The organism is Halorussus lipolyticus (genome assembly GCF_029338375.1).
In the GTDB taxonomy this organism is placed as follows: domain Archaea; phylum Halobacteriota; class Halobacteria; order Halobacteriales; family Haladaptataceae; genus Halorussus; species Halorussus lipolyticus.
On the sequence record NZ_CP119804.1, the window covers coordinates 1433861 to 1447711 of the forward strand.

Below are 13851 nucleotides of genomic sequence, written 5' to 3' on the forward strand. Positions count from 1 at the left end.
TACGATGTCCAGCGACGGACCGGACGCCGACCCTTCGACCGACCCGTCCGAGGTCGATTCGGCGTTCCGCGTCCTCTCAGACGTTCACCGGCGGTACGCGCTCTACTACCTGCGGGACAGAGAGACCACGAACCTCGAGGAGTTGGCCACTGTCCTCGCCAGTTGGCTCGGCGCGCGCGACGACGCCAACACGGTGATAACCCCCGAGGAGCGCGAGCGACTGCTGGTGGCACTCCACCACGCTCACCTCCCGGACCTCGACGCGGCGGGCCTCGTCAGGTACGACTCGGTAACCGGCGACGTGTCTCTCAACTCGCTCCCCGAGGTCGTCGAGACCGCACTCAACCTCTCGCTCGCACAGCAACGCGAAGCGCCCGGCAGACCCGAGAAGCGGCGTTTCGGTTGGCGCGCCGGGCGGTGACGATGGGCCTCCGCGAGTTCTTCGACCGGGTGTCCGACCGCCGGAAGACGGTCACGGTGTTCGCGCCCGAGTACTACGACGCGCTCGAATCCCACTTCGAGACCCGGAACGTGGCGGTCGAACAGGAGGCCCTCCCCGATGACGGGTCCGGCGGGTTCGTCGTCGTGACCGAAGACGGCGAGTTCGTCGGGAGCGTCGGCGCATCAGCAGTCCGCAACCTCGTCTCGCCGACGTTCTCCGAGGCGGACACCGGCCCGGACGAGGCCACTCGCGCCCTCCTCGACCTGCTGGCCGACACCACCTTCGTCTCGTTCGACAAGCGCCAACTGCTGGTGATGGCCCGCGAAATCGAGGACCGGGCCTACCGGCAGGGCCGGGGCACGCTCCGAACCGGATTCCAGACACTGACGGCGCTGAAGCCCCAGCGAGACGTGTACGAGGCCCTCGCCGGAGAGACCGACCTCGACGTTCACGTCTACGGCGAGCGCGACTGGTCGCCGGACCTGCCCGGCGTGACGGTCCACGACGAGGCAGTCAGCGACCCGGAGGCAGTCGGCGACCCCGAAGCAGTCGGCGACGAAATCGGCGCGTTCTGGTTCGTGGTGTTCGACGGCGGGGGCGACACCCGGCAGGCCTGCGCGCTCCTCGCCGAGGAGAACGAACCCGATTCGGAGGCGTTCCGAGGGTTCTGGACTTACGACGCCGAACTGGTCGGCGACATCGACGCCTACCTCCGGGAGACCTACGGCGAGAAGTGACCCGGTGGTCTCGAAGGGACAAACCCGGCCGGAAACGACAGACCGAACTACCGCGACCGACGAGTGGGGACGATGAGCGACTACTCCTTTGCGACCGACGTGGACGTTCGCTACCGGGACCTCGACACGATGGGCCACGTGAACAACGCGGTCTACGCCTCCTACTTCGAGCAGGCCCGCGTGGCCTACTTCGACGAGGTGCTTGACGTGCCCCTCCGGGAAATCGAGTCGGTGCTGGCGACCCTCGAAATCGAGTTCCGGCGACCGGTCGAAATCGACCACGACGTGACGGTGGCGGTGCGCGTCCCGGAACTGGGCGACTCCTCGCTCCCGATGGAGTACGAGGTCCGCGCCGACGATACCGTGGCGGCGACCGGCGAGACGGTGCAGGTCGCGGTCGATAGGGAAACCAAGTCCTCGCGGCCGATTCCCGACGACTGGCGCGAGGACATTCGAGAGTTTGAGGGACTCTAATCGCTTTTCGCCCGATTTTTCGAGAATCAGTCTACAGCAGTAGCTCGCCGATTTAGCCGCTGAGATGCTACGTCCCCGAAAGAGACGAGGACATAGCTACTGCTCGAAGATTAGCGTTCGGAAGGAATTGTGCGTGGGTGATGTCCGCGAAGGGAAATCACCTAGCATCTTGCGATGCGTGGGACCGGATTTGAACTTCCGTCACTCCGCTTCGCTCCGTGACGACGTTCGCAGTCGCGTAGCGACTGCTCACCGGCGGACCCCTAGGCACCAGAGAATGAAGCCATCGCTCGAAGATTAGCGTTCGGAAGGAATTGTGCGTGGGTGATGTCCGCGAAGGGAAATCACCTAGCATCTTGCGATGCGTGGGACCGGATTTGAACCGGCGGACCCCTACGGGACAGCGCCCTCAACGCTGCGCCGTTGGCCTAGCTTGGCTACCCACGCTCGCGGTGTCTTTCTCTGCACTCACACGTAGACGCTACCCGAATAAAATGCCTTTCGTTTCAACTCCGGGACGGCACGGGCCAACACGGGACGAGCGAGCCGGTATATGTATTACGGCCAACTCGACTCGGTGCTATCGCCGAGCAGAGGACCGTACTTGACGCGCCGCAGGGCGACGACACAGCAAGGCGTATTTCGGTTCGCTCCCTACCCCCGACCATGCAACGATTCGTCGAGCGTCACGTCCCCGCAGTAACCGGGCTGTTGACCGTCGTTTCGCTCGCACTGGTGTTCGCCGCGGCGCTCCGGGTGGTGCCCGCCGGCACGCTCCCGCGCGCTCCCGATGCCGTCCTCGCGGCCATCCCGCACGTCAACGCCGTCGTCAGCGTCGTGGCGTTCGGAACGATTGGGGCCTCGTGGCGGTGGATTCGACAGGGGAAGGTCGAGCGCCACCGCACCGGGATGCTCGCTGGCGTCGGCCTGTTCGCCGTGTTTCTGGTGCTGTACCTCTACCGCGTCGCGCTCCTCGGGCCGACCCCCTTCGAGGGACCGGCGTTCGTGGAGCAGTTTATCTACTACCCGATTCTGGCGATTCACATCCTCCTCGCCGTGGTCTGCATCCCCCTGCTCTACTACGTCCTGCTGTTGGGGCTGACCCGCCCGGCGTCGGAGTTGGGCGAGACCAAGCACCCGACGGTGGGCCGGGTCGCGGCCACGCTATGGCTGACCTCGTTCGGCCTCGGCGTGGTGGTCTACGCGATGCTGTACCTGTTCTGAGGCGGGTAGGATTCGGGCCGCTCGGTCTCGACAGTCGGAGACAGCTGACTCCAGCAAACTAAAGGAGTCTTAAAGAAGCATATACAATTTCCAAAGGAATACGCACGTTTGCTTCGCGGGCGTCCGTCTCGAACAGGCGTGACCGGACCGCCGGTCGGGTGTCCGAACGACCCGTTCGCGAACGAAATCAGACCTCGCCCTCGTAGGTCTCCAGCAGGACCGCCCACGCATCGTGCCCCTCGTGAAAGTAGCTATCGAGGACCCGGCCGTTCTGCCCGATTTCGACGGCGTGTCTCGGCGTTCGGAGTTGCACCCATCGGAGGTGGGCCTGCGGGCGAGATTTCTCGTTTTCGTCCCCGGTTTCTCTCTCGGGGTCGGTCTCTTTCTCGGAGTCGGCCTCGCCGTCCTCCTCGCGGGTCGCGCGGCGGTCCCGGTGGTCGTGACTCTCGGCCATCCTCGTGACTCACGGTGTCGGGTAGATTAACCGTTTTGCCCGTCTCGACCGTCGAAAAGCCGAACAGCAGAGAAATTCAGTCGTCGGCCGGGGACCCGATTTCGGGCCGGGACACGTCGCGGTCGGTCTCCTCGCCGTCGATGTCGTAGGGGTACTCGCCGGTCACGCATCCCATGCAGAGGTCCGACTGCTCGGAATCGAGGGCCTGTGCGACCGCCTCGGTCGAGAGGTACGCGAGGCTGTCGGCCTCGATTTCCTCGCCGATTTCTTCGACCGACTTGTCGGCCGCGATGAGTTCCTCGCGGGTCGCCATGTCGATGCCCATGTAGCAGGGTGCGACGATTGGCGGGGCACCGATTCGCATGTGGACCTCCTCGGCACCGCAGTCTTTGAGGAGTTGGACCAACTGGGTCGAGGTGGTCCCGCGGACGATGGAGTCGTCGATGAGCGTGACCGTTTTCCCCTCGACAGTGGACTTGATGGGGTTGAGTTTCAGGCGGACCGCGCGCTCTCGCTCGTCTTGGGTCGGCATGATGAAGGTACGGCCCACGTACCGGTTCTTCATCAGGCCCTCGGCGAACTCGACGCTGGCGCTCGCGGTTTCACCGCTCGCGTTTTCCGAGGCGCTTCGCGCCTCGCTATCTTCTTGGGCGGCGTCGGCGTATCCGGAGGCGAACGCCCGGCCGGAGTCGGGCACCGGCATCACCACGTCGGTGTCGATGCCGCTCTCCTCCCAGAGCTTTCTGCCCAAATCACGGCGGGCCTCGTAGACCAGTTTGCTGTCGATAACGCTGTCCGGCCGGGCGAAGTAGACGTGTTCGAAAAAGCAGTGGGCGGTGTTCTCGCGCTCGAACAGTTGGTAGGAGTCGAAGCCCTCGCCGCCGGGTTGGAGGACGACGAGTTCGCCGGGGCGCACGTCCCGGACGAGTTCGCCGTCGAGCGTGTCGATGGCCGAACTCTCGCTGGCGAGGACGTAGCCGTCGTCCACTTCGCCGATGCAAAGCGGGCGGTTGCCCTCCGGGTCCCGGACGCCCAGCACGGTGTCGTCGTGCATGATGGTCAGCGAGTACGAACCGTGAATCCGGCCCATCGTTCGCTTGACCGCCCGCACGAGGTCCGCTTCGAGGAGATTCCGGGCGAGGTCGTGAGCGATGACCTCGGTGTCGCCGTCCGAGGTGAAGGCGTGACCCTGCGCGGCCAACTCGTCGCGGACCTCCTCGGCGTTGACGAGGTTGCCGTTGTGGCTCAGGCCGAGGGCACCGCTCCGGAAGGAGACGGTGAACGGTTGCGCGCAGGACTTGTCCACGCTCCCGGCAGTCGGGTAGCGAACGTGGCCGATGCCGGCGCTCCCGCGGAGTTCCTCGATGTCGGACTGGTTGAAGGCGTCGCCGACGAGACCCATCTCGACGTGGCTGTGCTGTTGGAACCCGTCGTGGGTGACGATGCCCGCCGACTCCTGCCCGCGGTGTTGGAGCGCGTACAGCGAGTAGTAGAGCGGTCGCGCGGCGTCCCGCTCTGCGAGCGAGACGCCGACGACGCCGCACTTCTCGGTCGGCCCCGAAAGGGCCTCCTCGGGGCGTTCAGAGGGAGATTCGGGGGATTCCGAAGAACTCTCGGAGCGTCCCGGATTCGCGTTCTCGGTCGGACCACTGGGGGCCGCGTCCCGGCCGTCTGGCATACTCCGGGGTACTGCGCCACCGTAGTAAAAACCCTCGCTATCGTGCCGACTTCTCTCCGAGAGAAGCTGAAAGTATGCTCGTTCGTGTATAAAATCATCCCAGCGCGCCGGACACTCGCATCTCTGCCGCACTCCGACGCCCGCGTCGGAACGCGGCGGTTCCTCGCTCGGCGGATTTTCCACCAGCGTGCGCTCGACTGACCAACCGCCCGCAAAGGCTCAGTTGACCAAACCACAGGGCGGGGGCTTCAAGAAAGATTCGCCCTTCGGTTTTGCTGTTCACGGTTACGGTCACGTTAGCTCGAAGGAGCGGCCGGGGGCTTCAGAAGCGTTCACCGCCACGACTGTCTCCGCGGACTCTAAATCGAATCTCATCGAACCGAAAATTCGACTGTCCCGACCGATAAACTCACCTCTAAGAGGCGAAATTTCCAGAGAGAAGGGAGAACCGCAGATACGTCGCGGCTTACTCGCCGGACTTGCTCTGCCACTCGTAGTCGCGGCGCTTGGCGGACTTGCCGAAGCCGCAACTCGAGCACTCCTTCTTTTTCGTGTGATACGACTTCTCGCCACAGCGACGACACTTCGTGTGCGTCGTCGTGTTCTTCTTCCCTTGGCTCGGGGTGCCTGCTCCAGTCATGGGCTTATCGACACGAGGTTATCGCCGCGTATAATGGTTGTGTCTTCCTCCTCGGTGTCCTCCAAGACCAGATTCATGTGCTGGTCGTAGCCCGTGAGAATACCCTCGTACTCGTCGCCGCCTTTCAACTGCACTGTAACCTCCTCGTCGAGGGAGGCTTCCAGCACGTCGAGCGGTCGTCCACTCATATCATTAGCGGCACCCGTCAACGGCTTAAACGTACCGGAAGATGCTCAACGAGGAAAGTTTCTGGAACCGAACCGCGGATGGAAGTCGGTCCCACACCGGACGAGTCGGAGGACCGTCACAAATCCCCCGAACAGCGACGAACGCTGACGAATAGCGCCACCACCGGCCAGCGGACGACGCGGAGTGCGCTGTGGACCGAGGAGAACCGGCGGTTCGTCCCCCACCGAGCGCCGTCTTGCGCTGGGACCACTTGCGGGAGACCATCCGAACAGCGTAGTAAACAAAATAATTCTTAGAGCAATATTTACAGTTATCTAAGATTTGTTCTGCTATGTTTCGTTGGCGGTCCGCGACCACGAGGCCGCTCCTCACCGGTCGCTCGGCGACCCGCGACGTTCCGGGCAGAAATCTCCGCGCGCTCGCAGTGACAGGTGCGCCGGGCCGCGTCCTCGCCGTGAAGGCCCCGCTACTGCGCCCACTCGACCATCCGCGAGTAGAGGTTGTCGCTCCGCAGGGCCTCGTCGTCGCCGACCAGCACGAGCGACTTCTTCGCGCGAGTGAGCGCCACGTTCACCCGGCGGTAGTCCTCGAAAATCGGGCTTTCGAGATTTTCGGTGGCGACGAACGAGACCACGATGACCTCCTTGCTCGACCCCTGAAAGCGGTCCACCGTGTCTACCGTCACCTCGTCGCCGACCCGTCTGCCGATTTCGGCGACCTGCGCACGGAAGGGCGCGATGACGCCGATTTCGGCGGGTTCGACGCCCACCGCGAGGAAGGACTCGACTATCTCGGCCACGCGCTCGGCCTCGACGGGGTTGGTGTTGCCGTCGGTGTGCCCGCCGGGGTCCACGAACGAGACGCCGCCGTTGCCCCGCAAGTCGTCGGGCAGGTCGTCCGCTGTAACCTCGGGGAGGTCGGCGAGTCGCTGGCCCGCGACTTCGCCACTGGCCGGCCGAAGGTCGCCGTCGTAGAACTCCCGCGAGGAGAACGCCTGAATCCGCTGGCGCATTCGGTACTGGCGGTCGAGCATCACGCCCGCGTCGGGATGCTCCTCGATGAGGCGCTCGAACAGCGAGGTCGAGAGGGCGTTTTCGGTCCGCACGACCGGCGGCAACTGCTGGTGGTCGCCGACCAGCACGAACCGGTCGGCCAGATTTACCGCCGAGAGGGTTTCGGGTTCGGTGAGTTGCGAGGCCTCGTCCACCAGCGCGGCGTCGAAGGACTGCTCGCGCATGATTCGGGACCCGCAGGTCGCCGTCGTGGCGGCGACGACGCTCGCGTTCCGCAGTTCCGCCACGCGGTCGTTCGGGTCGCCCGCCTGTTCGAGTCGCAAATCCTGCATGTCCTCGCGGACGCCGCTCTCGGTGCCGACCCTCACGATGTCCTCGAAACCTTGGTCCCGCAGGGCTTCCAGCGCGTTGTCCACCGCGCGGTTGGTGAACGCCGACAGGAGGACGCGCTCGCCTCGCTCGACCATCGCTCGGATGGTCCGGGCGATGGTGTAGGTCTTGCCCGTGCCGGGCGGGCCGTGGACCAGCGCGAAGTCCTCGGCGTTCACCGCGAGGTTCACCGCGTCGTTCTGGGCCTCGTTGTTGTCGATGTAGGTCCGGCGGTCGTCGCGGAACGCGGGTTCGGGGGCCTCGCCGTCGTCGTCCTCGTGACCGAACAGGACGTTCTTCCGGCGCTGGTCGCCCTTCAGCAGGAAATCGTGGAGCGCGGTGAGCATCCGGTCCGCGGAGAGTTCCGAGGGGTAGACGTCGAGACGGCGAAGTTCGACCGGTTCGTCGGCCGTGACGACGACTTGTTCGCCCAGTCGCTCGACTCTGGCCAGTTCTGCGTGGCCGTTCACCGGGTCGCCGTCGCTGGCTAGCACCACGTCTCCCTCTCGGATTTTCGACACGGCCCCGCCCGAACGCTCGGCGCGCATCTCCCATCGGCCGCCGTCGAGTTGACGCCTGTCGGTGGGTTCGAGACCGAGGAGCGCCCGGTCGTCGTCGGCCCGTTCCGCGGCGGTCTGCTCCCAGAGTTTGGCGTACTCGGCGTGGGTCGCCCGGCGTTCCTCCTCGACGAGTCGGTAGTTGCGGTCGAAGTAGGTTCGCTCCGCCTTCGGAATCGCGGTGCCGATTTGGCCCGCCTTCGACTCCTGATTCAGTCGGCCCGAGACCACCATGCAGGTGTCCTGCTCGAAGCAGTACTCGCACGTGGCGTCGGCCTCGTAGCCGGTCGGGACGCCCGGATACTCGTCCGGTTCGCCCTCGTCACCTCTCTCGGCGGGGTCGTGGTCGGACTCCGTGACGTGGTACTCCATCGCCGCGATTTCGTTCCGGGTTCGGACCACGAAATCGAGGAGACCGTCGCCGATGGTGAACTCCTTGGCGGGCGAGAGGTCGCCGTCCTCCTCGGTCCGGTCGAGCGCCGAGTTCTTGGTGTACAGCAGGGTGCCGGTGTCGGCCGGGACGCCCTTCTCCTGAAGGACCAGACCGTAGCACGCCGCCTGAATCTTGTCCTGAAACCGGGGGTCGCGCTTGAGGTTCTTGCCGGTCTTGAGTTCGACCGGCATCCCGCGCCGGAGCGCGTCGGCCCGACCCTTGATGCCGAATCGCTCGCTGATGAGCGTCTGCTCGCTTCGCCAGTTATCCTCCTCCGTGAGCGCGCCTTGGGCGAGCCAGCCCTCGATTGCGGCGGCGTTCTGGCGGACCTCCTCGGCCACCTCGTCGCGCTCTCGGCCGAGCAAGCCGAGTTCGAGGCCGGCCTCCTCGACGCGCTCCTCGATGGACTCGTCCAAATCGCGGCCCCGGAGCAGGTCGCCGAACACCTCGTGGACGATTGTCCCCTTGACCACGGGGTATTCGAGGGGGATTCCGGAAAGCTTGTTGAGGTAGTACATCCGCGGACACTGGACCCACGACCGGATGTCGGTCACGTCCACGAGGAAGGAGGGTTCGACCACGACGTACGAATCCTTGCTCGTCTGGTAGGTGGTTTCGCCTTGATACGTATCCTCCTCTACGTCGGTCACGAGGAGTTCCATCCCCGGTTCGAGGAGGTCTGCGCTCTCGGTCCACTTGCCCCAGAGCGTGACCCGCTTTGCACCTTCGTCCTCGTTGACCGTGACCTCGGCGAGGTCGCTCTCGCCGTACTGGGTGCTGACGGTCCGAACGTCCTCGACCTCGACGACTTCTCCCCGAACGTTCACGAACGCATCGTAGCGCCCGATGGTAGAAAAACCATCGCAGTCGAACTCGGTGTTCGACGGAAACGTGGTATGGAAAACTCGGGGTAGAAAACGCGGAATGGGAAGCGCGGAATGGAAAACGCGGAATGGAAAACGCGGAATGGAAAACACGGAATAGAAAACGCGGAATGGAAAACACGGAATAGAAAACGCGGAACGGGAAACTCGGAAGGAAAAACACGGAATGGAAAATGTGGAACAGTTGGCGAGCGATACTGGTTTCGGTGGCGAAGTGTGTCGGTCAGGTCGCAGTCGGGTCCGACCGAATCTCCGACTCAGCGACGCCCGAGTTCGGGTCCGTCAGTCGGCACCGCGGGGCGGAATGTGACCGCACTTCGAACACGTCTCGTAGCCTCGCGCGGCGACGAGTTCGCCGCTACATTGGGGGCATCTCATCGTGAGCGTCGGTAGCCCAAACGGACGTAAGAGCCTTCCTATAAGATGAACTAATTTCTCGTATCACATATAAGGACGCCTAATATTGACGTGGGTCGAGAGAGCATGTGACTCCCCTCGAAAAATCGGCTTTCGGCTCCGGGCTATCCGGACCAGCCAGCGCAGATGTCGTCGTTGACGTTGCTCCGCCACGTCTCGAAGCCGTCTTCGCAGTCCGGATTCTCGTGGATGTGGTCGATGAAGCCTGCGCCGGGATTCCGGAGTTCGTTCCCGCAGAACGGGCAATCGTTCGGGTCGCTCCACGTCGCTGTCGTTGACATAGCCACTAGCGCGACGTTCTGACTGATAAGTTCTGCCCGAATATTTCTAAAATACCTTTGTTGTGGTAATATATTCCTAATATCCCTCCATCAATAGCGCGGTCGGCTTCAGATACCGAGGTCAGCGATGCGCGAATCCCGATGCAGGACCTTCTTGACGATTTCGGGTTCTTCGAGGAGGCGGTGTTTGGTGTGGACACCCCTGCCCCGACCCCGCCCCTTCGTCTCGGAGTTGATGACGTTGAGGAAGTCCTGTTCCTGCAAGATTTCCTGCACTCGGCGCTCCGAGAGGGCGTCCATGTCGAGGTCCGAGGCGATGGTCTGGTACTGGCGGTAAATCTGCTGGGTCGGGAACTGGTCGCGGGGCTTGTTCTCGGTCAGCAGGGTGAGCGCCAGCAGGATTGCCTTGGCTTGGGTGGGCGCACCCTCGATGAGTTCGGCGAAGCGGTCGGCCTCGGTCTTCTCCTTGGCGGCGTAGACGTGTTTTTCGGTTACCTCCTCGTCCTCCTGCTTGGTGGCGATTCGGCCCGCGTTCCGGAGGATGTCGATGGCCTTCCGGGCGTCGCCGTGTTCTTGGGCGGCGAGGGCGGCGGTCAGCGGAATCGCGTCGTCCGACAGCACCCCGTCGCGGAAGGCGTCGGCGCGGTTTTGGAGGATGTCCACGAGCTGGTGGGCGTCGTAGGGCGGGAAGACCAGTTCGTCGTGGGCGAAACTCGACTTGACGCGCTCGTTGAGTTCGTCCGGGAAGTCGATTTTGTTCGAGATGCCGATGATGCCGATGGTCGAGTCGGTGACCCTGCGGTTCTCGCCCGCGCGCGAGAGTTTTCGAAGTACCTCGTCGTCTTCGAGCATGTCGATTTCGTCCAAGATGACCAGCGCCACGTCGCTACAGGCGTCGATGATTTGCCAGAGGCGGTCGTAGTAGTCGCCGGTACCGAGGCCCCGCTGAGGCACGGTGATACCGGTCTCGTTGGGGTCGTTGAGTTCCCGGCCGACTGTCTTGATGACCGACGCCTCGGTGGTCTGCTCGCCGCAGTCGATGAACGCGGTTTCGACCTCAACGTCCTCTTTGTCGGCCTCGTTCTCGACGCGCTTGGAGACGCTCCGTGAGATGAGCGACTTGCCGGTCCCGGTCTTGCCGAAGATAAAGAGGTGGGTCGGCTCTTGGCCGAAGATAGCGGGGTTGAGGGCCTCGGCGACCTTCTGCATGTGCTCGTCGCGGCCGACGATGCGGTTCGGGCCGGGGAGGTGAGAGATACGCAGGAGGTCCTCGTCGGCGAATATCGGCTCGTCGTACCGAAAGAGGGGGTCGCGGTCTACGTCGTCGTCGGTAGCCATCTGATTACCCTTGCTTCGCACTTCAGCATATAAATGGAGAGGGTATCGTCGCGGATGTATCTCGCCGTCGAGTGACGGCGCGGGCGATTCCCCGGCGGTTCGGCGTCACCGGCGCTGAGAGTACCGTCGCGGATGTTCCGGCAGAAAATCGATGGGAGATTGGCGGGAGATTGGCGGGTAATCGATGAGCCATCGGCGGGCAACCAGTGGACAATCGGCGACGCTCGGGAAGTGGCTAGTACGTGATCTGGTGCGGAGTCAGTGACGAGCAGTGCGGCAAGTTCGAGTTGTTGGGTCGAAAGGAGGTACTCACGGAGGAGTCGAGAGGGTCGAGGACCGGGCAGACACCTACCTCGCGGATGTAAGTCGGTGGGTGGTAGGGGTGGGTGCGACTGGTAAGCCGCTGACCGGGAACTGCTAAGAGCAATCTATTTATTTGTGAAAGATATATAAGTAAGCGTTTAGAATTCATAATAATGTCTATTTGTGAGTTGTTTTGAATACTATTATATATTTTTCTATTGGATACTAACTACTACTTATAGAAAATAATCGTGGGTGAGCGATTGCGGAAATGATAACAGAGAGTGAGTGACACACCCCTGTCGCGTCTGTAACGAAGAATAGGTTTATTTAGAAACCACACACCACCATCGCGAATGTAAGATTGCTATTTATTGAGTCTACAGATGCCGAAAGACGACTATAGCTTTTCCAACATTCTGCCATCTGGGGCGAATCAGCATACATCCGCGACAGTAGTGTCACCGCATCGATGCGGTTCTCCCCCACCCCCACCGATTTCCCCTTACATCCGCGACGGTGGTGTGGGCCAGTCAGTCTACTCTCATTTGTATCGAACCGCCAACGTGCCGACCCGTCCGCTACTCGCCCACGACCCTCCTCGCCGACCACGAATGAATCCGAGGAGACCCCAAACACTCCCAAGAGGACTCCAAAGAGGCCCGAGACGACCCCGAAACCGACCAGATGGCCGGAACTCGGCAGAAGGATTTTGACCGTCGGCCCCCAACGCGAAGCCGTGAGCATCTATCGTAGCGTCCGGGCAATCGCCGACGCGTCTGGCGAGGGACCCATCGACTGGACGGCGGTCGCAGAGGCCGCCAAGGCATCGACTCCGCCGGGGTCGCTCGAGTTGTCCGAGACCGAGAAGGAAGGCTACGCCGCCGACGTGCGCGACGCTCGGAACAGAGTCCGCGAGGTTTCCGGGGCCGACTTCGACGTGCCCGAGACCATCGAGGTCCAGAACCGACACCACTGGATAGACGCCAACATCGACACCTTCCGGCGCGTGATGGAACCCGTCGAAGAACACGGGCCGGTCGCCATGCCCGGCGTCGCCCGGACCATCAACACCGGCACGATGTCAGTGATGCTGACGGTGCTGGCCAAGAACGTCCTCGGCCAGTACGACCCCCTGCTTCTGGCCGACGGCGACGACCACGCGCTGTACTTCGTCCGGCCGAACATCGAGCGCATCGCCCGCGAACTCGACGTGAACTACGACCGGTTCCGGCGGTGGATAGCCTTCCACGAGGTCACGCACGCCGCCGAGTTCGGCGCGGCCCCGTGGCTCTCGGACCACCTCGAATCCCGGATGGAGTCGGGCATCGAGGCGCTTGCAGGTGGCCATCTCGACCGGGAGGCCTTCAAGGAACTCGACGCCGCGATGACCGCCGTCGAGGGCTACGCCGAACTCCTGATGGACGGCGCGTTCGACGACGAGTACGCCGACCTGCGCGAGAAGATGGAGGCCCGCAGGCAGGGCGGCGACCCCCTGTCGAGACTCCTCCGGCGGATGCTCGGTCTCGGACTGAAGCGCAGACAGTACGAGCGCGGCAAGGCCTTCTTCGACGCCGTTTCGGCGGAGCGCGGTATCGAGGGGGCCAGCGCGGTCTGGGACCGCCCCGAGAATCTGCCCACCGACGCGGAACTCGATGACCCGGACCGGTGGCTAGCGCGGGTGAATCCGTAAAAATCTGATACCCGAGAGAAAGTTACGTGATGTGGACCAGATAGCCCAGCAGTGCCGCGCCGACGAGCGACCCCGCGACGATTGCGAGGGCGACCTGCACCAGCGACCCGCCGCCCGACACGGTGATGAGACCGGCCGAGAGGCCGACGATGACGACGATGCTGATTTTGAGCCGATTCATCGAGTCGCGCTTCTCCTCGGTTGACGGTGGTCCGACCATGGTCAGAGGTCGTGGGACGCGCTGACGTGCGTCTGGACGAACCGCCAGCGTGGCTCCTCGCCATCGTCTCTCTCTCTGCCTCGGGGCGGTACCCGACGCTCGCCCAGTTCTCGCTCCAGCACGCCGCTCCACCGCGTATCGAATGCGTGGCGGGTCTCCGCTGGGTCGGCATCGGCCGAGCGACTGCCGTCCAGTTCGGTCCACGACAGCGCCACGTCGTCGGTGAACCACGCGACGGACGCACTCGCCACGCTATCGCCCTCCGACTCCGGCACCGCGATTTGTAGGTTCCGGCTCTCGACTTGCCAGTCCTCGGTAGTCCGGGTCTGCTCGCGGAGGCCCTCGGCGATGGCCTCGTAGCCCGCGAGGCGCTCGCTGACGCCGAACTTCACGGCGTCCTCGCGCTCGGCGAAGTACGGCGAGAGGGGTTCACCCCGCCGGAGCGCCTCGTAGTACTCCTCGACGGTCTCGGTCGGGTTCATGAAAAATCGGTGTCGGCGAACTC

Annotated in this window: 14 protein-coding genes and 1 tRNA gene; 5 read left to right on the forward strand and 10 right to left on the reverse strand. The window is 63.5% G+C overall.

The genetic code is table 11. The features are described 5' to 3' along the window. Positions 1 to 4: 4 nt before the first annotated feature. The 3 genes from P2T57_RS07240 (at position 5) to P2T57_RS07250 (ending at position 1653) form a co-directional block, all read left to right on the forward strand. Positions 5 to 421, forward strand: a complete 417-nt coding sequence (locus P2T57_RS07240) for a DUF7344 domain-containing protein (RefSeq protein ID WP_276301816.1) — start codon at positions 5 to 7, stop codon at positions 419 to 421. Beyond that, positions 403 to 1179, forward strand: a complete 777-nt coding sequence (locus P2T57_RS07245) for a DICT sensory domain-containing protein (protein WP_276301817.1) — start codon at positions 403 to 405, stop codon at positions 1177 to 1179. The genes P2T57_RS07240 and P2T57_RS07245 overlap by 19 nt, the downstream gene beginning before the upstream one ends. Positions 1180 to 1251: 72 nt before the next feature. Continuing rightward, positions 1252 to 1653, forward strand: a complete 402-nt coding sequence (locus P2T57_RS07250) for an acyl-CoA thioesterase (protein WP_276301818.1) — start codon at positions 1252 to 1254, stop codon at positions 1651 to 1653. A 362-nt stretch (positions 1654 to 2015) separates the two neighbouring features. On the opposite strand, the gene P2T57_RS07255 is transcribed toward P2T57_RS07250, so the two are convergent. Further along, positions 2016 to 2100 (reverse strand) — tRNA-Leu (locus P2T57_RS07255). A gap of 219 nt (positions 2101 to 2319) precedes the next feature. On the opposite strand from P2T57_RS07255, the gene P2T57_RS07260 reads away from it, so the two are divergent. Further along, positions 2320 to 2877 (forward strand): DUF420 domain-containing protein, encoded by a 558-nt coding sequence (locus P2T57_RS07260; RefSeq protein WP_276301819.1) that lies wholly within the window; start codon positions 2320 to 2322, stop codon positions 2875 to 2877. A gap of 187 nt (positions 2878 to 3064) precedes the next feature. Here P2T57_RS07260 and P2T57_RS07265 read toward each other — a convergent pair whose 3' ends face one another. The 7 genes from P2T57_RS07265 to P2T57_RS07295 all read right to left on the reverse strand — a co-directional run bounded on the left by P2T57_RS07265 (position 3065) and on the right by P2T57_RS07295 (position 11130). Continuing rightward, positions 3065 to 3331 carry a hypothetical protein gene (locus tag P2T57_RS07265; protein WP_276301820.1) on the reverse strand — a complete coding sequence of 89 codons (267 nt, stop codon included), beginning with the start codon at positions 3329 to 3331 and terminating at the stop codon, positions 3065 to 3067. A 76-nt stretch (positions 3332 to 3407) separates the two neighbouring features. Next, on the reverse strand, positions 3408 to 5009 hold the full coding sequence (gene purF / locus P2T57_RS07270; RefSeq protein ID WP_276301821.1) for an amidophosphoribosyltransferase: 1602 nt from the start codon (positions 5007 to 5009) through the stop codon (positions 3408 to 3410). A gap of 466 nt (positions 5010 to 5475) precedes the next feature. Next, complete coding sequence (locus P2T57_RS07275; protein ID WP_128476151.1) at positions 5476 to 5649, reverse strand: 50S ribosomal protein L37e; 174 nt, start codon at positions 5647 to 5649, stop codon at positions 5476 to 5478. Continuing rightward, on the reverse strand, positions 5646 to 5837 hold the full coding sequence (locus tag P2T57_RS07280; RefSeq protein WP_135824321.1) for an LSM domain-containing protein: 192 nt from the start codon (positions 5835 to 5837) through the stop codon (positions 5646 to 5648). Before P2T57_RS07280 ends, P2T57_RS07275 begins: the two co-directional genes overlap by 4 nt. 467 nt (positions 5838 to 6304) lie before the next feature. Then, positions 6305 to 9037, reverse strand: coding sequence for an AAA domain-containing protein (locus tag P2T57_RS07285; protein ID WP_276301822.1), 2733 nt, complete (start codon positions 9035 to 9037; stop codon positions 6305 to 6307). Positions 9038 to 9615: 578 nt separating this feature from the next. Then, on the reverse strand, positions 9616 to 9798 hold the full coding sequence (locus tag P2T57_RS07290; RefSeq protein ID WP_420028515.1) for a DUF7501 family protein: 183 nt from the start codon (positions 9796 to 9798) through the stop codon (positions 9616 to 9618). 102 nt (positions 9799 to 9900) lie between these two features. Next, a complete protein-coding gene (locus P2T57_RS07295) occupies positions 9901 to 11130 on the reverse strand; it encodes a Cdc6/Cdc18 family protein (protein WP_276301824.1) in 1230 nt (409 codons plus the stop codon). Between the two features lie 1042 nt (positions 11131 to 12172). On the opposite strand from P2T57_RS07295, the gene P2T57_RS07300 reads away from it, so the two are divergent. Next, positions 12173 to 13126, forward strand: coding sequence for a zinc-dependent metalloprotease (locus P2T57_RS07300; RefSeq protein ID WP_276301825.1), 954 nt, complete (start codon positions 12173 to 12175; stop codon positions 13124 to 13126). A gap of 22 nt (positions 13127 to 13148) precedes the next feature. On the opposite strand, the gene P2T57_RS07305 is transcribed toward P2T57_RS07300, so the two are convergent. After that, a complete protein-coding gene (locus P2T57_RS07305; protein ID WP_276301826.1) occupies positions 13149 to 13346 on the reverse strand; it encodes a hypothetical protein in 198 nt (65 codons plus the stop codon). A gap of 2 nt (positions 13347 to 13348) precedes the next feature. Continuing rightward, complete coding sequence (locus P2T57_RS07310; protein WP_276301827.1) at positions 13349 to 13828, reverse strand: nuclear transport factor 2 family protein; 480 nt, start codon at positions 13826 to 13828, stop codon at positions 13349 to 13351. Positions 13829 to 13851 lie beyond the last annotated feature (23 nt).